Here is a 19,248-nt window from a genome sequence, read left to right on the forward strand (position 1 = left end):
ATGGGATTTATACCCGTTTCACGCCCGGGATCGTGCTAGGACAGCGTCCAGCGGATCATCCACGCCTCGTTCTGCACCGAGATCACGCTCTCGCACTCGGCCACGAAGGCGTCGGTGAACTCGGGTTCCGGGTCGACGGCGGACTCCCACTTGTCCAGCAGGTACGCCAGTTCCTGCGCGGTGCGCGTGAACTCCAGCTGCTGATACGCGTAACGCTGCGCCGTCGCATGCGCCGCAACCGCCACGGCCACGGACGCCACCACCGCGACCCACGCCGCGAGCGCCTCGACCCCGTACACACCGGCGACCGCGGCCAGCGCCGCACCCACCCCGCCGATGAGGAATTCGACGCGCTCGACGATCCGCACGCGGCGGCGCATGAGCTCGGCTCTGGGGCGGTAGTAGCCATTCAGCTGAGGCAGCAGCCGATGCTCCACGTACGAAGGGCCGTCCGTGACGGGCGGCAGCGGCCGGTTCTCGGGAGGGATGCCGGTGGTGTGCGCGGCGAGGTCGGCGCTGCCCGTACGAAACCGGTGACAGCGCTCGCGCAGCACGGCGGCGGGGTCGCCCCCGCCCCGGTAGGCGCCGACGCCCGCGAGATAGGTGTACGCCTCGGCCTTGAAGGCCTCCGAGACGGCGCGCAGCCGCGTCCAGTCGCTGAGCCGCGCCGGCCCGCCGCGCTGTGCGAGCACGGGGGCACTCGCCGCCGCGACGGCGGCGAGTGCGGCCAGTCCGCGGCCGAGGCCCGGGTGCCCGTCCATCGTCTGGGATGCCGCGGTGCCCAGTGCGGCGGCGGCGATCCCGAGCACGAGCGCGATGATCCGAGCGCGCTCGACAGCGACCTTGAGCCGGTTCGCGGCCTGCGACCAGACGGCTTGCTCGGCCCAGGTTTCGCGTATCGCCGTGTCTTGGGCGAAGTGGGTCACGGGCGGCGTCAGCGGATCACGTCAAAGACGTTCTTCTGCAGGCCGTTCGCGTACGACTCCGCCTCCACCAGCTTCAGGTGCTGGGTGTCCTTGTCCGTCTGGCTGAAGAGGCGCTTGCCCGCGCCGAGGAGGAGCGGGAAGACCAGCAGGTGGTAGCGGTCGATGAGGCCCGCGTCCGAGAGGTTGTGGTTCAGGGTCGCGCTGCCGTGCATGACGATGTTGCCGCCCTCGGTCTTCTTCAGCTCGGCCACCTCGTCGAGCGAGCGCAGGATGGTGATCGGGCCCCAGTTGTCGACGAGGTCCTCCTCCTTGAGCGTGGTGGAGACGACGTACTTCGGCTTGTCGACGAGGCTGGCGAACTCCTCCATCTTCGGCCAGACAGGGCTGAACGCTTCGTAGCTGTTACGGCCAAGCAGCAGGGCGGAGGTCTCCTCCTGCTCCCGGCCCTTGATCTCGAAGGCCTCCGGCAGGAACTCGACGCCCTTGAAGGTCCAGCCCGAGTTCCGGTAGCCGGGCTCGCCGCCCGGGGCCTCGACGACGCCGTCGAGCGAAACGAAAGCGGTGCTGATCAGGGTGCGCATGGTCTCTCCTCGGTTGCTCGGTGACCCGACTATGCATGACTGACTGCCGCCCGTACAGAAACTCATCGCCGCCGGAGCTGCGATGGTGGAAGGCAGCGTCCGGAGCGACGGAAGGGGAGCCGATGAGTTCGGGGCAGGGACGGCGGAATGCGGTACGGGACCTGGGGGCCTCGGTCGCGCGCTGGGGGCTCTCGCAGGGGCTGCCGCGGGTGGCGCTGCGGCACGCCTCGCTGCGCGGGGATCCGGTCGCGCCGCTGCTGATGGATCCGGGGCGGCACGACGCGACGGCGATAGCCGACCGGCTCCGGCGGCGCGGGCCCGTGGTCCTCACCGGCGCGCTCGGAGCCGTGCCGGGGCACGCCGCCGCGAATAGTGTGTTGCGCAGCGAGTGCTTCGGCGTCGGCGGCGGCCACGGCGAACTGCCGCCGCCGCTGCGCCGGTTGCTGGACCGGGTCACCCGGGACCGGACCCGCGGCCCGGTGGACCCGCCGTCGATGCTCGCCGTGGACCCGCCGCAGCACACCCGCTACCGCAAGCTGGTCTCGAAGGCCTTCACTCCGCGGCACGTGGCGGTGCTGGAGGACCGGATCACCGCGACCGCGGCGCAGCTCCTCGACGCGCTGGCGTCCGTGGGCGGCTTCGACCTCGTCGCCAGGTACGCCTCGCAGCTGCCGGTCGCGGTGATCGGCGACCTGCTGGGCGTCCGCCCCGAGGACCGGCAGGACCTGCTGCGCTGGGGCGACTCGGCGGCGCTGCTGCTGGATCCGGGGCTGAGCTGGGGGCAGTACCGCGAGGCCGAGCGGGCGGTGGCGGCGCTCGCCGACTGGTTCACCGCCCATGTGCGCGAGCTGCGCGCCAGACCCGGCGACGACCTGCTCAGCCGGCTCGCGGCGCTGGAGGGCGACGACGCGCTCACAGAGGTCGAACTCCGCTCCGTGGGGCTCCTGGTGCTCGCCGCCGGCTTCGAGACCACGGTCAGCCTGATCAGCAACGCGGTGGCCCTCCTCGACCGCCACCCACCGCAGCTGAACAAGCTCAAGGCCGACCCCGACCTGTGGGCCGGCGCCGTCGACGAGGTGCTGCGCTACGACTCCCCCGTCCAGCTCACCATGCGCGTCGCGTACGAGGACACCACGATCGAAGGCGTCCGCCTGGGCGCGGGGCAGGGGCTGATACTGCTGCTCGCCGCCGCGAACCGCGACCCCGCGGTCTTCGACGACCCGCACACCTTCGACGTCACCCGCCCCAACGCCGCCGACCACATCGCCTTCTCCTCCGGCGTGCATTACTGCCTCGGCGCGGGCCTGGCGCGCCTGGAGGCACGGGTGGCGCTGCGTATGCTCTACGAGCGTTTTCCCGGACTGCGGGTGTCCGGGGTGCCGCAGCGGCGGCGGACGCGGGTGCTGCGCGGATTCGAGCGGCTGCCGGTGGTGGTCGGCGGATAGGAGGGAAAGTCGGCGTGATCGAAGGGTGGGAGTGGGACGAGACCCTCTTCGCCGGTACGGCCGCGTACTACGAGCGCGGGCGGCTGCCGTACGCGCCCGGGCTGGCGGAGGCGATCGCGGGCGCGCTGCGGCCCGACCGCCGCGGGCGGCTGATCGACGTCGGCTGCGGACCCGGCATCGTGGCGCTGACGCTGGCGCACCTCTTCGAGGAGGTCGTCGGCGTGGATCCGGACCGCGGGATGATCGCGGAGGCCGGGCGGCGGGCGGCCGCGACGGGGGCGCCTGAGCGGACCGCCTGGGTGCGACTGCGCGCCGAGGAACTCCCGGCGGGGCTCGGCGAGTTCGATGCCGCCGTCTTCGCGCAGTCCTTCCACTGGATGGACCAGGAGCGCGTGGCCGCGACCGTACGGGACATGCTGCGCCCCGGCGGCGTGCTGCTGCACGTCTCCGACCAGAAGGGCGGGACCGACGACGACACCGAAGGCCTGCCCCACCCGTCGGTGCCGCAGCCCGCGATCGACCATCTCGTACGGAGCCGGCTGGGCCCCGTCCGCCGGGCCGGGCGCGGGACGCTGCCGCAGGGCACGCCGGGAGGCGAGGCGGCGGTCTTCGCGGCGGCCGGGTTCGCGGGCCCTGAGCACCTCGTCGTACCCGGCGGTCAGGCCCTGGTCCGGGACGTGGACGACGTCGTGGCCTCGGTCTTCTCGATGTCCTTCTCCGCTCCCCACCTCTTCGGCGACCGCCTTCCGGACTTCGAGGCGGATCTGCGCGGCCTGCTGCGCGAGGCCTCCCCGACAGGCCGGTTCTCCGTACGGCAGCCGGGGGCCGAGGTCCACGTCTGGCGCAAGGACCGGTAGCGTCCCCGGCTGTGTATCTCGTGAGCTTCACCCCCGAGCAGGTGCCCCCTGCCTGGACCGACGTGCGGCCCGCTGGTGCAGCAGGGCTCGGGCGCTCTGATCTACGATTCTGACCCGTTCACCGCGCCGCTCCCCGTCCATTACCTGCTCGAAACGGCCGAGCACGGCGGGCCCGAGCAGCTGCGCTCCAGCATGGGCCTCGACGACGGCACGTCTGGTACGTCGCGGATGCCGGAGTCACCGTCGACCTGTGGACCTATCCCGCCGACCGGGCCGGGGCGGAGCGGATGCGGGCGGACGTGGAGGAGATCATCGCCGGGCTGACGGTCATCGCCGAGAAGTGAACTGAGGCCGCCGCCGCGCCTACCTGTCGGATGAGCGACCTGGCACGCCGAGGATCCGCGCTGCCGACGATCGACGGACAGCGCATCGCATCATCGCGACCATGCACCTCACCCGCTCCGACACGCGGCTGCTCGTCGCGGCCCTCCTGGCGATGGCGGCCGCCGCCGTCGCCTACTACGCCGGGCTCGGCGGCAATGTCGCCCCCTTCGCCGTGAGCGCCGTCGCGCTGGCGCTGCTGGCCGCGCTGGTGGGGCGGAGCGTGGAGGCGCTCGGGGACCGGCTCGGGGCGGGGGCGACCGGTGTGCTGCAGAGTGCGCTGGGGAATCTGCCGGAGCTCTTCGTGGTGCTCTTCGCGCTGAAGAGCAAGCTGTACGAGGTGGCCACCGCCACCATCGTCGGCTCCATCCTCGCCAACGTGCTGCTGATCCTGGGCCTCGCCTTCATCTTCGGCGGCGCCAAGAACGGCACCCAGCGCTTCGAACAGGCCTCGGTCCGGCGGATCTGCCAGATGCTGGTGCTGTCGGTGGCCGCGCTGACCGTACCGGCGCTCACCGCGCAGCTGCACACCGCGGCGGCGGGCCACGAACGCGCCCTGTCGATCGCCGTGTCCATCCTGCTCCTGCTGCTCTTCGCCGCCTCCCTGCCGGCCGCCCTGCGCCGCCCGGAGGGCGAGGCCGACCGGGTGAAGGAGAGCGGGGACGAGGAAGAGGAAGGGCCGCGGTGGCCGATGAAAGTCGCCGTGGGGATGCTCGTCTTCGCGGGTGTGGCGGCCGCCTTCGTATCGGACTGGTTCGTCGACGCGCTCACCCCCGCCATGGACTCGCTCGGCATCTCGGAGGCCTTCGCCGGTCTCGTCATCGTGGCCATCGCCGGCAACGCCGTCGAAAACGTCGTCGGCGTCCAGCTCGCCTACCGCAACAAGCCCGACGTCGCCATGTCCGTGATCCTGCAGAGCCCCGTGCAGGTCGCGATGATGGTCGCCCCCGCGCTGGTGCTGCTCTCCCCGCTGGTCGGCGCGTCGTTCACGCTGGTGCTGCCGCCGCTGCTGCTGGCCGTGCTGCTGATCGCCGTGTTCATCACGGTCCTGGTGGTGCTGGACGGCGCCTCCGACTGGCTCGAGGGCGCGACCCTGGTGGCGTTGTACGTGATGATCGCGACCGCCTTCTGGTGGGGGTAGCGCGCGGCTGACCCGGTTGCCGCGCGGCAGCGCGGGAAGGGTGAGGCCATGTCGGGGATACGTCGTATACAACTGCTCGCCGCGGCCGGTGTGCTGCTCGCCGGGCTGCTCGGCGGCTGCTCGCTGGACACCATGGACTCCGGGAAGGCGCCGGGCACCTCGTGGTTCACCGGCCAGGACGGGGGCAACGGCCCGGTGCTGGCGGTGAAGGTGGACAACGTACGCGCCGCCCGCCCGCACTCCGGGCTCGGCTCCGCCGACATCGTGTACGTCGAGCAGGTCGAGGCCGGGCTGACCCGGCTCCTCGCGGTCTACTCGTCCCGGCTCCCCGACGTCGTCGGGCCCGTGCGCAGCGCCCGCGAGTCCGACCTGGAGCTGCTGCGGCAGTTCGGCCGCCCGGCGCTCGCCTACTCCGGCGCGCAGAGCAAGCTGCTCCCGCTGATCCACTCGGCGCCGCTGGCGGAGGTGAAGGCCTCCTCGAAGGCGTACTACCGCGGCGGCAACCGCCCGGCCCCGCACAATCTCTTCCTCCGCCCCAAGCGCGCCCTCGACGCCGCCGAAGGAGCCGGCGACGCCCGGGACATCGGCTTCCGCTTCGGCGGGGCGCCGAAGAAGGGCGGGCGGGCGGTGGCCGAGGAGCGGGTCCGCTTCCCCGCGGCCGGTTACGCGTTCACCTGGTCCAAGGCGGACGGCCGCTGGCTGGTGTCGATGGACGGCGCGCCGGCCCGTACCACCGACGACGGCCGGGTCACCGCGGCGACCGTCGTGATCCAGAAGGTGAAGGTGCGGCAGTCGCGCTTCCACGACCGCGGCGGCAACGTCACCCCGTACAGCGAGACCACCGGCGCCGGCACGGCCGTGGTGCTGCGCGGCGGGCGAGCGTACGACGCGAGGTGGTCGCGGCCGTCGGACGGGCGCGGGACCACGTACAAGACGAAGGGCGGCGCGAGGCTGCGCTTCGCGCCCGGTCCGGTGTGGGTGGTGCTGGCGCCGCGGTGACGGTCGGGTTGGATGGGTGGACCGCGCATCCGCGCGCGAGACCGCGCCAGACAGGGAGGCAGGCACCGTGGCCGTCCGGTACATCCACGACTGCGATACGGGTTCCGACGACGCCGTGGCGATCTTCGCGGCCCTTTCGCACCCGGAGCTCGACCCGCTCGCCATCACCACGGTCAACGGCAATGTGGCGGTGGAGAACACCACCGAGAACACCCTCCGCGTCCTCGACCACGCGGGCGCCCGGATCCCCGTGTACGCGGGCGCCACCCGGCCGTTCGTACGGCCCGACTTCCCCGTCCCGCGCGCCGTGATCAACCGGGTCGGCGAACTGCACCCGAAGCACCTCGACTTCCCGGCGGCGGTGTCGCGCGCGGAGGAGCAGACCGCCGTCTCCTTCCTCATCGACGCCTACATGGACGACGCCAACGCCGACGTGGCGCTCGTGGCCACCGGCCCGCTCACCAACGTCGCCCTCGCCCTGGCGGCCGAGCCGCGTCTCGCCGCGCGCATCCCGAGGCTGGTGATCATGGGTGGGGCGCACGGGAACGGCAATGTCACGGCGTCGGCCGAGTTCAACTTCTGGGTGGACCCGGAGGCGGCCGAGTCGGTCCTCAGCGCCGGCATCCGCGAGGTCGTCATCGTCACGCTCGACGCCACCCACAGCGCGCCGCTCTCCGGCACCGACTGTGACGAGCTGGACCGCATCGGCACGCCCGCCGCCCGGGGCGCCGCGCGGCTGATCCGCCACCGCCTGGCGCACGACGTCGCCGCCGCCCCCGATGAGCAGGGCGGCGGCGAGGTCGCGTCACCGGTGCACGATCCGATGACGGTGGCCTGTCTCGTACGGCCCGATCTCTTCATCGAGACAGTGCGGGCGCATGCCTCCGTCGAGACGGCGGGCGCCCGGACGCTCGGCGAGCTCATCGTCGACACCCGGCCGGGGCGCCAGGAGCCGCCGAACGCCACGGTGGCGCTGCGGGCGTCGGGACAGGTCTACCGGGTGTTTCTGCGGACCGCCTTCGGCGCCGGTCAGCCCGCCTCGGGGTGAAAGGCGACCGCGCCCTTCGCGGGCAGGTCCAGCTTCGCCTTGCCGCCCGAGACGGTCACCTTCGTCTCGCCGCCGTCCAGCGCGTTGGCGTACGTGCCGTCGGCCACGGCCGTGCTGAACTCGGCCGTCACCGCGGAGCCCGAGTTGTTGATCGCCACGAAGCCCTTCGCGCCGCGGCCGAAGCCGATCACGTTGCCCTGCGGCGACTGGAAGTCCGTCACGTCCTCGTCGCCGACGGCCGCCCGCCAGCCGACCATGCCGGTGACGCGCGGGTCGCGGTCGAGGCAGTACCAGCCGTCGCCGCACTTCGTGTCGGTGACCATGCCGTCGGCGTCCGCGGGCGGTGAGGCCTCGGGGTCGGAGAAGGTGAAGCCGGCGTAGACGGCCGGGGTGGCGCGCTTCCAGCCGAGCTGGAAGACGTTGGCGAGGACGGCCGTGTCGCCGTCCTTGTAGGTGAGGTGGCGGCCATTGCGCTCGGTGTCGTGGTTGGTGACGAAGGAGACCGCGTTCTCGCCGGGCAGCAGCCCGTTGTTGCCGAAGTCCTTCAGGCTCGCGATGTCGCCCTGGAAGGCGGCCTTGAGCTGGTCGGCATACGAGAAGTCGAGGACGTCGCCGCTGCCGTAGTACTCGTCGGGGGTGGGGGTCTTGCCCGGGTAGACCTCGTGGAATACGTACGGCTTGCTGCCGTCGGCGGTGGCGTCGAGGCCGTCGACGACGGCCTTCAGCTCATCGGCGGGGATGTGCTTCGCGGCGTCGACGCGGAAGCCGGAGACGCCCAGCTTGATCTGGGAGTTGAGATAGCCGGTGATCTTCTCGCGGACGGCCGCGGAGGAGGTCTTGAGGTCGGGGAGTTCCAGCAGCTCGCAGTGCTGGACCTCCCATTTGTCGTCCCAGTTGGTGATGGTGCGGTCGCAGGCGTCGACGTTGTAGTCGGACTTCTGGTACATCGCGGGCTGGTACTTGTCGGTGACCTTGGTGCCCGCGTAGCCGGTGCCGGTCTGGGCGCCGGTGTGGTTGATGACGGCGTCCGTGTAGACCTTCACACCCGCGGCATTGCAGGCCTTGGCCATGGCGGCGAAGTCGGCCTCGCTGCCGAAGCGGCCGCTGAGCTGGTAGCTGTACGGCTGGTAGATGTCCCACCAGTGGTGCTTCGGGTGGGACAGCGACTCGGCGGGCGGGGCCACCCACACGGCGGCGTAGCCGGACGGGCCGAGGACGTCGGAGCATTCGCTGCCGACCGACTTCCAGTTCCACGACCACAGGTTGGCGATGACGTCCTTGCCCGGGTCGGGGGCCGCGGAGGCGGTCGGCGAGATGAGTCCGGCGGTGACGGCGACAGAGGTGGCCGCGAGGGGCAGCGTGATCCGTCGGTTGAGCTGGCGCACAGGTCACTCCTTTACAGGTGGGGGTCTGCAAGTTCTTGCACAAGCTTCGGAGTGCGATCGCAAGGAGGAAGGTAGGAGTGCGGCGTCTACGGGTCAACAGTCTGCACACGAACCCATCAGGGTTTCTGCAAAATCTTTCTGCAAGGAGATAGTTGTACGATCAAGACCGGCCCTCGCCTCCCGTACGGAAGGACCCCCACGTGACCGCTGGCGACGACCTCCGCAAGCGCGCCAGGGCGCTCGCCGACGACGTGCTGTGGCCCGCCGCCGATCGCATCGACGCGGACGGGGCCTTTCCGCCGGGCCACTTCGAGCCGCTGGCCGAGGCCGGGCTTTACGGGATCGCGGCGCCGCCCGAGGCCGGGGGGCCGGACGCGCTCGACCTGGCGGGCTTCGCGCGGCTGGTGGAGGTGGTCGCGAGCGGGTGTCTCGCCACCGCCTTCGTGTGGCTGCAGCACCATGGGGCGGTGCGCGCGGCGGCCGCCTCGGAGCGGCCGGGCATCCGCGAGACCTGGCTGGAGCCACTCGCGGCGGGGCGGCGCAGGGCCGGCCTCGCGCTCGTGGGGCAGCTTCCGGGGGAGCCACGGCTGCGGGCGGAGGCGGTGCCGGGCGGCTATCGGCTGACCGGGGCCTCGCCGTTCGTTACGGGGTGGGGACTTGTCGACACTTTGTACGTGGCGGCACGGGACGCGGACGACCGGATCGTGTGGATGCTGCTCGACGCGACTCCCTCGGACGAGCTCTCCGCCCAGCCGCTGCCGCTCAGCGCGGTCGATGCCGCGAGCACCGTGCAGCTGCGCTTCGATGGGTTGTACGTGCCCGAGGAGCGGGTCACCGGCACCCTTCCGTACGCCGAGTGGCCGGCGCGGGACGCGGAGGGGCTGCGTACCAATGGCTCTCTCGCGCTGGGTCTGGCGGGGCGCTGCGGCACGCTGCTCGATGAGAACAAGGACGGTCCCGACGCCGAACTGGACGCCTCCCGCCACGCACTCGACTCGGCCGACCCGGCGTCGATGCCGGCCGCGCGCGCCGACGCCGCCGCGCTCGCCCTCCGCCGCGCCGCCGCGGTGGTGGTGGCCCGCGGAGCCGCCTCCGTGCTGCGCGGACAGCCGGGCCAACGGCTGTTGCGCGAGGCCGGTTTCCTGCAGGTCTTCGCCACCCGCACCGCGATCAAGGACAAGCTGCTCGCCCGCTGGCGCTAGGCCCTGTCGCTGTTGCGGATGACCCGCCGCGCCCGGTGGTGCAGCCAGTGGACGGCGATCCAGTAGCTCTTGAAGCGCGGGTCGCGGGTCTGCCGGTGGTAGTAGCGGTAGTAGATCTGCTGGATGATCACCGCGAGCCGGAAGAGGCCGAAGGCCTCGTAGAAGGGCCAGTTGCCGGGCGGCAGCCCGGTGCGCTCGCAGTAGTACGCCACCGCCTCGCGCCGCGTCAGCATCCCCGGCAGGTGCGTCGGCTGGGTCCGCAGACGCGCGGCCACCGGCCCGTCGCCCGCCTCCACCCAGTACGCGAGCGCCCCGCCGAGGTCCATCAGCGGGTCGCCGATGGTGGCCATCTCCCAGTCGAGGATGCCGCGGACGGCTTCCCGGCGGTCCCAGGGCACGTCGGGGTCGAGGACGATGTTGTCGAGGCGGTAGTCGTTGTGGATGAGGCGGGCGCCGGCGTCGGGCGGCTGGTTGGCGTCCAGCCAGGCCATGGTGCGGCGGAAGGACGGGACGTTGCGGGTGCGGGCCTTGCGGTAGCGGTCGGACCAGCCGGCCACCTGGCGGCGTACGTAGCCGTCACCCTTGCCGATCTCCGCCAGACCTGCCGCCTCCGGGTCCACCCCGTGCAAGTCCACGAGCCGGTCGAGTGCGTTACGGCACAGGCCCGCCGCCGCGCCGGGGCCGAGGGCAGTGCCGGGCGGGAGGCGGCGCCGCAGGATGACGCCCGGCAGCCGCTCCATGACGTAGAACTCGCTCCCGATCACCGCCTCGTGCGCGCACAGCCCCACCATCCGCGGCACGTACGGGAAGACGGGCGCCAGCCGCGACTGGATGTGGTGCTCGCGCCGCATGTCGTGCGCCGAGCGGGCCTTCGTGCCGGACGGCGGGCGGCGCAGGATCAGCTCGCCGCCGCCGGGATAGGTCAGCAGGTAGGTGAGGTTCGAGGCGCCGCCGGAGAACTGCCGTACCTGCGGCGGCCCTTCGCCGGGCGCCCGGTCGCCGAGCCAGTCGTGCACGGCCGCCACGTCGAAGGCGTACTCGTCCCGCACCGCTCCCGGCTCGTCCACGCCGCTCACCGCTCCGCCCTCTCGATCCTGGCCCGCAGCCGGCGCGCGGCCTTGGCTACCTGGCCGCGGTACACCGGCCCGAGGTAGCGCTTGGCCCACCAGGCCAGCCGGTCCTCGCGGTGCACCAGCAGCAGGAACTTCCGCTTCCGCACCGCGCCGTAGACCTGCTCGGCGAGCTGTTCGGGGCTGACCTTGCCGTTGCGGATCAGCTTCGCCGAGACCTCCGCGAGCGCCGGGTCGGGCGAGCGGAAGCTGCGGGCGAGGTTCGTCGGCACGAAGCCGGGGCAGACGGCGGTGACGCCGACGCTCCAGGGCGCGAGCTCGAAGCGCAGCGTCTCACTCAGCGCCACGACGCCGGCCTTGGTGACGTTGTACGAGCCCATGAAGGGCGGGTTGATCAGCCCGGCCATCGAGGCGACGTTGACGATGTGGCCGCTGCCCTGCTCCTTGAGGAGGGGGACGAAGGTGCGGCAGCCGCGTACGACCGAGAGCAGGTTGATCTCGGTGATCCATTCCCAGTCGGCCGCGGAGACGGCCTCGATGCGGCCGGCGGCGGAGACGCCCGCGTTGTTGACGAGGACGTCGAGCCCGCCCCATTCCGACTCGACCCGGTCGCGGGCGGCGTGCCAGGCGGCCTCGTCCCGTACGTCCAGGTGCAGGAATTCCGCGCCCGCCAGCTCGCCCGCGGCGGCCTGCCCGGCGGCCGTGTCGATGTCGGCGAGCACGACCCGCGCGCCCGCGGCCGCGAACCGCGCCGCCATCGCCCGCCCGAGGCCCGACGCGGCCCCGGTGATCAGCACCCGCTGCCGAGCCATCAGCGCTCCATCCCGTACTTCATGAGCTCCATCCGCGCGACCACGCCACGGTGCACCTCATCGGGCCCGTCCGCCAGCCGCAGCGCCCGCGCCATCGTCCAGGCCGCGGAGAGCGGATGGTCGTCGGAGAGCCCGGCGCCGCCGTGGAGTTGTATCGCCATGTCGACGACCTCCTGCGTCATCAGCGGCACGGCGGCCTTGATCTGCGAGATGTACGAGAGGGCGGCGAGCTGCCCCTGGGTGTCGAGGAGCCAGGCCGTGTAGAGGACGAGGAGGCGGCACTGCTCGATGGCGATACGGGCCGTGGCGATGCGCTCGCGGTTGCCGCCGAGGTTGGCGAGCGGCTTGCGGAAGGCGGTGCGTTCGGCGGCGCGGCGGCAGGCGGCTTCGAGGGCCATCTCGGCGACGCCGATCAGCCGCATGCAGTGGTGGATGCGGCCGGGGCCGAGGCGGCCCTGGCCGATCGCGAAACCCTGTCCTGGACCGCCGACGATGGCGCTCGCGGGCAGCCGCACGTCGTCGAAGGACACCTCGCCGTGCCCGCCGGGCTCGTCGTAGCGGCCCATCACCGGGAGCATGCGCTCGACTTTGACGCCGGGGGTGTCCTTCGGGACGGCGACGATGGAGTGCCGCTCGTACCGGTCGGCGGTCGGGTCGGTGAGGCCGAGGAAGAGGAGGACCTCGCAGCGCGGGTGGCCGATGCCGGTGGCGAACCACTTGCGGCCGTCCAGGACCACCTCGTCGCCTTCGAGGGCGGCGGTGGCGACGAGGTTTCCCGGATCCGACGAGGCGGTGTCCGGCTCGGTCATGCAGAAGGCGGACCGTATCCGGCCGTCGAGCAGCGGGCGCAGCCAGCGGTCCTTCTGCTCGGGTGAGCCGTGGTGGTGGAGGACCTCCATGTTGCCGCTGTCCGGGGCGCTGCAGTTGAAGGCCTCGGCGGCGATGAAGGAGCGGCCCGTGAGCTCGGCTATGGGCGCGTACTCGCTGACCGTCAGGCCCGCGCCCTCCTTGTCGTCGGGGAGAAAGAGATTCCACAGGCCGGCCGCCCGCGCCTTGGCCTTCAGCTCGTCGATGACGGGCAGCACCTGCCAGCGCTCGGCCTCCGGGAGCCCGAGCAGCTCGCGCAGATAGCCCTCCTCGACCGGCGCGATCTCATCGGCCATGAAGGCGCGGACGCGCTCCGTGTAGTCCTGGGCTCGCTCCGACGGGGTGAAGTCCATGATCTCCTCCGGCTGTTGAGCAATGCTCAAGAAGCGTAGCGTGTTGAGCACTGCTCAGTAAGGTGAGATACATGACGCCACGCCTCTCCGCCGACGACCGCCGCCGCCAGCTCATCGGCATCGGCCTGCAGAAGCTGGTGGAACGCCCCATCCACGAGCTGTCCCTGGACGAAGTCGCGACGGAGGCGGGGATCTCCCGGGGCCTGCTCTTCCACTACTTCCCGACGAAGAAGGACTTTTACGTCGCCGTGCTCGAGGCCGCCGCCCGCCGCCTGCTCAGGCAGACCGCCCCGGACCCGGCGGCCGCGCCCCTGGACCAGCTCCACCAGTCCCTCGACGCCTTCGTCGCCTTCCTGGAGCGCCGCCGCGAGCCGTACCTCGCCCTGATGCGCGGCACGGCGGGCGGCGCGGACTACGTCGTGCAGGTGCACGAGGCCACCCGCGCCGCCTTCACCGGCCGCGTCCACGACGCGCTGGGCGCGCGGTCGGACACGCCGCGGGTGCGGCTGCTGGTCCGCGGCTGGTTCAGCCTGGTCGAGGACATGGCGCTGGAGTGGGCCCGCGACCGGCCGATCCCGCGCGAGGAGCTGATCGAGCTGCTGATGGGCTCGCTGACGGCGCTGCTCGCGACGGCGGACCGGGAATTGCCGCCGCTGCTCAGCAGTACCTGAGACCGCCGGTGTAGCGCCAGAACGCGAACTTGGTCTGCGGCCCGGCGATGCCGTCGACGGCCAGGCCGGCGCCGAACTTGTTCAGGTAACGCTGCAGCGCCTTGATCGTGTTGGTGCCGACGATGCCGTCCTCGGCGCCGGCCCTGAGCCCCAGGTCGTTGAACTTCTGCTGCGCCGCCCGCCAGCTGTTCGTGCCCAACTGGCCGTCGAGCGTGCCGGGCTTGTAGCCGGTGTCGCGCAGGTAGCACTGCCAGCGGCGGGCGTGGGAGTAGTCGAGGCCGAGGTTGTTCACCGCGCGTACGGAGACATCCCCGGCCGCCGCGCTGGCCGCGGGCCTGGCGGCGGGCGCTGAGGTCGCGAGGCCGGCGCTCGCGCCCGCGAGGCTCCCGGCGGTGATCCCGAGCAACGCGGTCGCGCCGACGAGCGCTCTCTTTGAGGCAGATCGCATCGTTTTTTCTCTTTCCTGTCGGAGTGACAGGGGTTATCCCCCCGTGATGCGATCAGCAACTTAATGCGGTCGAGGGCCTGAGACGTCCACCGTGTGGTGGGCCGCGGCCTCAACTCTGGCGGTACTGGGCGGAATTGCCGCACCTACCGCGGTACGTCGCGGGTTGGACCGTATTCATGAGCGAGTACGCGATCGAGTGCCGCCCGGCCTGCCGGGCCCCAGTGCGGCTTGCCGCCGGGGAGGCCGCGGTCGCCGTTCTGGCCCATGAGCACCAGGAAGAGGCTCTTCAGAGCCGCCAGTCCGCGGGCGCGCCGGATTGCAGCCTCGTCGGCATGCTCATACCGCTCGAAGAACCTGCTGCCCGCCCCAGCGGGCAGCAGCACCCACGCCGCAGCGAGGTCCCACGCCGGATCGCCGGCGAAGAGGTCACCGAAGTCTACGATGCCCGAGAGCGTCCCGTCCGAGACGACGACGTTCGCGGGGTGGAGGTCGCCGTGCACCCATACCGCCGGGCCCTTCCAGTCAGGCGCCGCGACGGCGTCGGCCCACACGGCCCGGACGTCCGCGGCGATGCCGTCGAGGTCGACGGCCTGGAGGAATTGCTCAAAGCCATCCGTGCAGTCCCTGGGATGCGCACCGCGGTCCCGGGCGGCCGGCGCATCGGCGGGCGCCTCCACATGGAGCGCCCGGAGGAAGCCCGCCAGCGTGTCCGCCGCATGCGCGCCGCGGCTGATCGAGCCGTGGTCGAGCGGCTCGCCCGGCACCCACGTCATGACGGTCCAGTGCTTGGGGAAGCGCTCGGACGGTTCGCCGGATCGCACCGGGTTCGGGATCGGCAGCGGCAGCCGCGGGGCCAGCTCGGGCAGCCACCGCCGCTCCTTGAACTGCAGCTCCGGGGTGGGGTCCATGCGCTGCATGCGCACGGCCAGTTCGTCGCCGAGCCGCCACATCTGGTTGCCCCAGCCGCCCGGCACCTCGCTGATGGCCAGCCCCGCAAGGTCTGGATGCTGCTCCCGCAGCAGCTCGCGGACCAGGTCGGCGGTGATCTCGATCTCGGTGTCGGTCATGCAAAACCAGGCTACCTGTACAGGGCGGCTTGTCAGCGGCGCAGCTTGCTCTCCATCCAGCGGACGGCGAAGTCGACGGCGTCCCCCGCCTCGAAGAGATGACTGTCGGCGGCACCCACCTTGCCCCGCCGGCCGATGCCCGCGGCGAGCATGTCGCGGACGATCACCGCGAAGGCCTCCTCGCCATCGTGGACCACGGCCCCGTAATCGAACGCCCCCTCCTCCGAGTCGATGTCATGGAAGCGCCGCCACTCCCGCCGCCCGTCCACCAGGATCGGCTGCTCGTAGTCGACAAAGCGCTTCCCGGGCGCATCCGCGAGCGCCTCCGCATGGTGCAGCAGCGTCATCGTGTCGAGCGGCGCGCCCAGCAGCAGCACCCGGCCACCCGCAGCCACCAGCCGGGCCAGCGGGCTGCCGGGGCCGTGCGGATCGTCCCAGGGGTGATCGGCCATCAAGTCACCGGCCGCCTCGCCCAGGGCGGCGAAGCTGACGTCGGGATGGCGGCTGCGGACCGCCCCCGGCCAGCGGCGCAGCGCCTCCGGGAGGCGGCCGTTGTGGTGGTCGGACTCGCTGACGGCGGGGTCGTACGCGGGATGCCCGGCCCGTACCGCGTCCTGCCAGGCCTGCGGCCAGGTGGTGAAGTCGTACGGCGGCGCATCGTTCCAGCCGCACGTCACCATGAGGGTGCCCGACGGCCCGACCACGTCCTGCAGTGCGCCGATGAGCGTCGGCGGCCCGCCGGCCACGTAACCGAGGGCGGACAGCTTGGTGTGGAACATGACGGCGTCGCCGGGACCCAGCCCGAGCGCGGCCAGGTCCCGGGCCAGCCGGCCGCGGGTGACGGGTCCTTCGGAGTGCTTGAGCAGCGCCATCTCGTCCATGACGAGCACTCTCGCCGAGGCGCCGACGCCGCGGCAACGACATTTGACAGCCCAGCAGACCTTCAGCGGACCTTCAGGACGACCTTCCCCGTAGCCCGCCGCTCCTCCAGCTCCTTCAGCGCTTCCGCGGCCTGGTCCAGGGGATGTACGGACCCGAGCAGCGGGTCGAGGCGGCCCGCCTCCAGCAGCGGCAGCAGGTCCTCCCACTGCTCCTGGAGGTACGCCGGGCGCGGCATCCAGTACGCGCCCCAGCCGACGCCGACGACGTCGATGTTGTTGAGCAGCAGCCGGTTCACCTTCACCGTCGGGATCTCGCCGCCGGTAAAGCCGACAACCAGCATCCGGCCCTCGACGGCCAGGCTGCGCAGCGAGTCGGTGAAGCGGTCGCCGCCGACCGGGTCGACGACGAGGTCGACGCCGCGGCCGCCGGTGAGCTCCTTGACCGCGTCCTTGAAGCCGTCCGCCGCGACCGTGTCGTGCGCGCCCGCCTTCCGCGCGGTCTCCGCCTTCGCGTCGCTGGACACCACGGCGATCACCCGCGCGCCGAGCACGGCGGCGAGCTGCACGGCGGCCGTGCCGACGCCGCCCGCGGCGCCGTGGACGAGGACCGTCTCGCCGGAGCGGAGGCGGCCGCGGCGGGTGAGGCCGAAGTGCACGGTGAGGTAGTTCATCGGCAGCCCGGCGGCCGCCTCGAACGGCATCCGGTCCGGGACCGGGAAGACCATCGCCGGGTCGACCGCCACCTGCTCGCCGAAGCCCCCGAAGCCGGGGAAGGCCGCCACCCGCTGCCCGGCCTGCAGCCCGGACTCGGGCGGCGCGGACCGTACGACACCCGCGACCTCGCTGCCAGGGGTGAACGGCGGCTCGGGCTTGAGCTGATACTCCCCGCGCGACAGCAGCACGTCGGGGAAGGTGACGCCTGCCGCGTGTACGTCGATGAGCACCTGGTCCGGCGTCGCCTCGGGGTCCGGCACCGCGCCGACGACGACCGAGTCCGGCCCTTCCAGCCGTACGACCTGAACTGCCCGCATGTTCTGTCTCCTTGCCGACTTTCCGACTTATCGATAAGTGAGCAGCGAGCGCCGCTCACCCATGAAGTGCGCGTGGTCGTTGTAGGCGAGCAGCGAGAGGCCGGAGCGGCCTGCGGTGACCGTGGTGATCGCCCCGTTCACCGCGACCCGGTTGAGCGCGACGATCCCGGCGGGGGGCGCGCCGAGGAGCGCCCCGCACACGGCGGCGAGCACGCCGCCGGAGGTGACCACCACCGCGTCCCGGCCGGACCCGAGCCCGGCCGCCAGCTCGTCGAGCGCGGCGGCCGCACCGGCGGCGAAGGACTTCCACCCGTCCGTATCCGGATCGTCCATCCAGGCCCGCAGCCCCCGGTCGACCGCCGCCTGCACGCCCCGCGGCCCGTCCGCGGCCTCGCCCTCCGGTACGGGATAGCGGCGCAGCAGCTCCAGGTGGTCGTACTCGTTCCAGCGCGCGTCCTGCGCCACCTCACCGGCGAGTCCGGCGGCCGCCATCAGCACGGCTGCCGTCTCCCGCTGCCGCCGCAGCGTGCCGAAGGCCACCACCGGATCGCGCGGCCCGCGCCTGGCGAGCTCCGCGCCGATCACCGCGGCCTGGCGGTGGCCCAGGTCGGAGAGCACGTCGTAGTCCGCGCCCGCGGCCGATGCCTGCCCATGGCGCACCAGGTGGATGACCGGCATCCAGCAACTCCCTTCGCCCGCCCCCGGCCTCGCAATCTAGCCCCGTTGCTGAGCAACGCTCAACAGGCAGCGGAGGTGACCGACACCACCTCACGCTCCCCCGGTCGCCGACTGCCGCACGCCACCCCGGTCTCCCTGCGCACATTTGATCGGATGCGGCATGATGACCACGTGACCGACAACGAGAGCGTGGACCCCAACGTCCCCCACAACGCCCGCGTCTGGAACTACCTCCTCGGCGGCAAGGACAACTACGAGGCGGACCGCAGGCTCGGCGACCAGGTGGCCGAGATGCTCCCGGCGGTCAAGCTGATCGCGCGCGGCACCCGCGAGTTCCTGAAGCACACTGTGGAGCACCTCGCAGGGCCGCTGGGCATCCGCCAGTTCCTCGACATCGGCACCGGTCTGCCCACCGCGGACAACACCCACGAGGTCGCCCAGCGCGTCGCCCCGGAGTCGCGCATCGTCTACGTCGACAACGACCCCCTCGTCCTCGCCCACGCCCGCGCCCTGCTCACCTCCACCCCGGAGGGCGCCACGCAGTACGTGCACGCGGACGCCGGCGAGCCGGAGAAGGTGCTGCAGGAGGCCGCGCGGACGCTCGACTTCGAGCGGCCGGTCGCCCTCATGCTGCTGAGCATCGTGCACTTCTTCGACGACGACGAGGCGGCGCGGATCGTCCGTACGCTCGTGGACGCCGTCCCGTCCGGCAGCTATCTGGCGATGGCGCACGGCACGTTCGACCTCGAGGGCGAGCGCGACCAGGACGTGGTCGACACGTGGAACGCCAGCACCACGACGCCGCTGCACGGCCGCTCCAAGCACGAGCTGGCCGCATGGCTGGACGGCCTCGAACTGCTCGACCCGGGCATCGTATCGGTCACCAACTGGCGTCCCGAGGGCCTGTGGACGCAGGCCCCGCCGGTGCCGCAATACGGCCTGCTGGCCCGGAAGGCATAGCGCGGTGCCGGACAACGAGACCGTGGACCCCAACGTCCCCCACAACACCCGCATCTGGAACTACTGGCTCGGCGGCAAGGACCACTACTAGGTCGACCGCCGCCTCGGCGACGTCGCGCATCGTCTACGTCGACAACGACCCCCTCGTCCTCGCCGACGCCCGCGACCTGGATCAGGTCCTCCGAGCCGCCGGGCAGACGCTCGACCTGGACCGGCCGCTGGCCGTGATGCTGCTGAGCGTCGTGCACTTCTTCACGGACGAGGAGGCCGCTCACATCCTCCGCACGCTGATCGACGCCATGCCCCCGGGCAGCCACCTCGTCATGGCACACGGCCCCCTCGACCTCGCAGACGAAACCGCCCTCCCGGCCATAAAGGCCTCGAACTCTGGCAAGAGGCACCGGAGGTACCGCAGTACGGGCTGGTGGCGCGAAAGTCCTGACAG

The 19,248-nt window shown here is 72.0% G+C and carries 19 protein-coding genes and 1 pseudogene; 9 read left to right on the plus strand and 11 right to left on the minus strand.

Going from position 1 to position 19,248, the window contains the following annotated elements:
* Positions 1-35 precede the first annotated feature (35 nt).
* Both ACNNMR_RS03540 and ACNNMR_RS03545 read right to left on the minus strand, forming a co-directional pair.
* Positions 36-926, minus strand: a complete 891-nt coding sequence (locus ACNNMR_RS03540; protein WP_419993017.1) for a DUF4231 domain-containing protein — start codon at positions 924-926, stop codon at positions 36-38.
* A gap of 8 nt (positions 927-934) precedes the next feature.
* The gene (locus ACNNMR_RS03545) at positions 935-1,507 is read right to left on the minus strand and encodes a dihydrofolate reductase family protein (RefSeq protein WP_419993018.1); all 573 of its coding nucleotides are present in this window, start codon (positions 1,505-1,507) and stop codon (positions 935-937) included.
* A gap of 122 nt (positions 1,508-1,629) precedes the next feature.
* Between ACNNMR_RS03545 and ACNNMR_RS03550 the strand changes: the two genes are divergently transcribed.
* The 5 genes from ACNNMR_RS03550 (at position 1,630) to ACNNMR_RS03570 (ending at position 7,378) form a co-directional block, all read left to right on the plus strand.
* Positions 1,630-2,952 carry a cytochrome P450 gene (locus tag ACNNMR_RS03550; RefSeq protein WP_419993019.1) on the plus strand — a complete coding sequence of 441 codons (1,323 nt, stop codon included), beginning with the start codon at positions 1,630-1,632 and terminating at the stop codon, positions 2,950-2,952.
* A gap of 14 nt (positions 2,953-2,966) precedes the next feature.
* On the plus strand, positions 2,967-3,809 hold the full coding sequence (locus tag ACNNMR_RS03555) for a class I SAM-dependent methyltransferase (protein ID WP_419993020.1): 843 nt from the start codon (positions 2,967-2,969) through the stop codon (positions 3,807-3,809).
* A gap of 445 nt (positions 3,810-4,254) precedes the next feature.
* Positions 4,255-5,331, plus strand: a complete 1,077-nt coding sequence (cax, locus tag ACNNMR_RS03560; RefSeq protein WP_419993021.1) for a calcium/proton exchanger — start codon at positions 4,255-4,257, stop codon at positions 5,329-5,331.
* A 48-nt stretch (positions 5,332-5,379) separates the two neighbouring features.
* Positions 5,380-6,330 (plus strand): DUF3048 domain-containing protein, encoded by a 951-nt coding sequence (locus ACNNMR_RS03565; RefSeq protein ID WP_419993022.1) that lies wholly within the window; start codon positions 5,380-5,382, stop codon positions 6,328-6,330.
* A 67-nt stretch (positions 6,331-6,397) separates the two neighbouring features.
* Positions 6,398-7,378: a nucleoside hydrolase gene (locus tag ACNNMR_RS03570; protein ID WP_419993023.1), complete on the plus strand. Its 981-nt coding sequence runs from the start codon at positions 6,398-6,400 to the stop codon at positions 7,376-7,378.
* Here ACNNMR_RS03570 and ACNNMR_RS03575 read toward each other — a convergent pair.
* Positions 7,360-8,763, minus strand: coding sequence for an alpha-amylase (locus ACNNMR_RS03575; protein ID WP_419993024.1), 1,404 nt, complete (start codon positions 8,761-8,763; stop codon positions 7,360-7,362). The two genes, ACNNMR_RS03570 and ACNNMR_RS03575, sit on opposite strands and share 19 nt — an antisense overlap.
* 200 nt (positions 8,764-8,963) lie before the next feature.
* Here ACNNMR_RS03575 and ACNNMR_RS03580 point away from each other — a divergent pair, with 200 nt between their 5' ends.
* A complete protein-coding gene (locus tag ACNNMR_RS03580) occupies positions 8,964-9,965 on the plus strand; it encodes an acyl-CoA dehydrogenase family protein (protein ID WP_419993025.1) in 1,002 nt (333 codons plus the stop codon).
* On the opposite strand, the gene ACNNMR_RS03585 is transcribed toward ACNNMR_RS03580, so the two are convergent.
* From ACNNMR_RS03585 to ACNNMR_RS03595, 3 genes are read right to left on the minus strand one after another with little or no spacing between them, the layout of a single operon-like run.
* Entirely contained in the window at positions 9,962-11,032 is a 1,071-nt protein-coding gene (locus ACNNMR_RS03585) for a phosphotransferase family protein (protein WP_419993026.1), read from the minus strand. The genes ACNNMR_RS03580 and ACNNMR_RS03585 overlap by 4 nt on opposite strands.
* 5 nt (positions 11,033-11,037) lie before the next feature.
* Complete coding sequence (locus ACNNMR_RS03590) at positions 11,038-11,847, minus strand: SDR family oxidoreductase (protein WP_419993027.1); 810 nt, start codon at positions 11,845-11,847, stop codon at positions 11,038-11,040.
* Positions 11,847-13,097 (minus strand): acyl-CoA dehydrogenase family protein, encoded by a 1,251-nt coding sequence (locus ACNNMR_RS03595; RefSeq protein WP_419993028.1) that lies wholly within the window; start codon positions 13,095-13,097, stop codon positions 11,847-11,849. Before ACNNMR_RS03595 ends, ACNNMR_RS03590 begins: the two co-directional genes overlap by 1 nt.
* 41 nt (positions 13,098-13,138) lie before the next feature.
* On the opposite strand from ACNNMR_RS03595, the gene ACNNMR_RS03600 reads away from it, so the two are divergent.
* A complete protein-coding gene (locus ACNNMR_RS03600) occupies positions 13,139-13,738 on the plus strand; it encodes a TetR/AcrR family transcriptional regulator (protein ID WP_419993029.1) in 600 nt (199 codons plus the stop codon).
* On the opposite strand, the gene ACNNMR_RS03605 is transcribed toward ACNNMR_RS03600, so the two are convergent.
* From ACNNMR_RS03605 to ACNNMR_RS03625, 5 genes are all read right to left on the minus strand, one after another.
* Entirely contained in the window at positions 13,725-14,186 is a 462-nt protein-coding gene (locus ACNNMR_RS03605; RefSeq protein WP_419993030.1) for a peptidoglycan-binding domain-containing protein, read from the minus strand. The two genes, ACNNMR_RS03600 and ACNNMR_RS03605, sit on opposite strands and share 14 nt — an antisense overlap.
* A 143-nt stretch (positions 14,187-14,329) precedes the next feature.
* Positions 14,330-15,253, minus strand: coding sequence for an aminoglycoside phosphotransferase family protein (locus tag ACNNMR_RS03610; protein WP_419993031.1), 924 nt, complete (start codon positions 15,251-15,253; stop codon positions 14,330-14,332).
* A gap of 32 nt (positions 15,254-15,285) precedes the next feature.
* Positions 15,286-16,134, minus strand: coding sequence for an aminoglycoside 3-N-acetyltransferase (gene aac(3), locus ACNNMR_RS03615; protein WP_419993032.1), 849 nt, complete (start codon positions 16,132-16,134; stop codon positions 15,286-15,288).
* 62 nt (positions 16,135-16,196) lie between these two features.
* Positions 16,197-17,165: an NADPH:quinone oxidoreductase family protein gene (locus tag ACNNMR_RS03620; protein ID WP_419993033.1), complete on the minus strand. Its 969-nt coding sequence runs from the start codon at positions 17,163-17,165 to the stop codon at positions 16,197-16,199.
* 27 nt (positions 17,166-17,192) lie between these two features.
* Entirely contained in the window at positions 17,193-17,843 is a 651-nt protein-coding gene (locus ACNNMR_RS03625) for a histidine phosphatase family protein (protein ID WP_419993034.1), read from the minus strand.
* Between the two features lie 153 nt (positions 17,844-17,996).
* Between ACNNMR_RS03625 and ACNNMR_RS03630 the strand changes: the two genes are divergently transcribed.
* Both ACNNMR_RS03630 and ACNNMR_RS03635 read left to right on the plus strand, forming a co-directional pair.
* Positions 17,997-18,803: an SAM-dependent methyltransferase gene (locus ACNNMR_RS03630; RefSeq protein ID WP_419993035.1), complete on the plus strand. Its 807-nt coding sequence runs from the start codon at positions 17,997-17,999 to the stop codon at positions 18,801-18,803.
* Positions 18,749-19,159: pseudogene (locus ACNNMR_RS03635) on the plus strand (SAM-dependent methyltransferase); the annotation flags it as partial. The gene ACNNMR_RS03630 and the pseudogene ACNNMR_RS03635, both read left to right, overlap by 55 nt.
* Positions 19,160-19,248 lie beyond the last annotated feature (89 nt).

Origin of the sequence: Streptomyces boninensis, assembly GCF_048572725.1 — a bacterium.
Taxonomy (GTDB): domain Bacteria; phylum Actinomycetota; class Actinomycetes; order Streptomycetales; family Streptomycetaceae; genus Streptomyces; species Streptomyces boninensis.

Bases quoted from the DNA above. Each gene is read 5' to 3' on its own strand.
- ACNNMR_RS03545 (WP_419993018.1), bottom strand. From the start codon at position 1,507: ATGCGCACCCTGATCAGCACCGCTTTCGTTTCGCTCGACGGCGTCGTC.
- ACNNMR_RS03550 (WP_419993019.1), top strand. From the start codon at position 1,630: ATGAGTTCGGGGCAGGGACGGCGGAATGCGGTACGGGACCTGGGGGCC.
- cax (WP_419993021.1), top strand. From the start codon at position 4,255: ATGCACCTCACCCGCTCCGACACGCGGCTGCTCGTCGCGGCCCTCCTG.
- ACNNMR_RS03565 (WP_419993022.1), top strand. From the start codon at position 5,380: ATGTCGGGGATACGTCGTATACAACTGCTCGCCGCGGCCGGTGTGCTG.
- ACNNMR_RS03590 (WP_419993027.1), bottom strand. From the start codon at position 11,847: ATGGCTCGGCAGCGGGTGCTGATCACCGGGGCCGCGTCGGGCCTCGGG.
- ACNNMR_RS03600 (WP_419993029.1), top strand. From the start codon at position 13,139: ATGACGCCACGCCTCTCCGCCGACGACCGCCGCCGCCAGCTCATCGGC.
- ACNNMR_RS03605 (WP_419993030.1), bottom strand. From the start codon at position 14,186: ATGCGATCTGCCTCAAAGAGAGCGCTCGTCGGCGCGACCGCGTTGCTC.
- ACNNMR_RS03610 (WP_419993031.1), bottom strand. From the start codon at position 15,253: ATGACCGACACCGAGATCGAGATCACCGCCGACCTGGTCCGCGAGCTG.
- ACNNMR_RS03620 (WP_419993033.1), bottom strand. From the start codon at position 17,165: ATGCGGGCAGTTCAGGTCGTACGGCTGGAAGGGCCGGACTCGGTCGTC.
- ACNNMR_RS03625 (WP_419993034.1), bottom strand. From the start codon at position 17,843: ATGCCGGTCATCCACCTGGTGCGCCATGGGCAGGCATCGGCCGCGGGC.
- ACNNMR_RS03630 (WP_419993035.1), top strand. From the start codon at position 17,997: ATGCGGCATGATGACCACGTGACCGACAACGAGAGCGTGGACCCCAAC.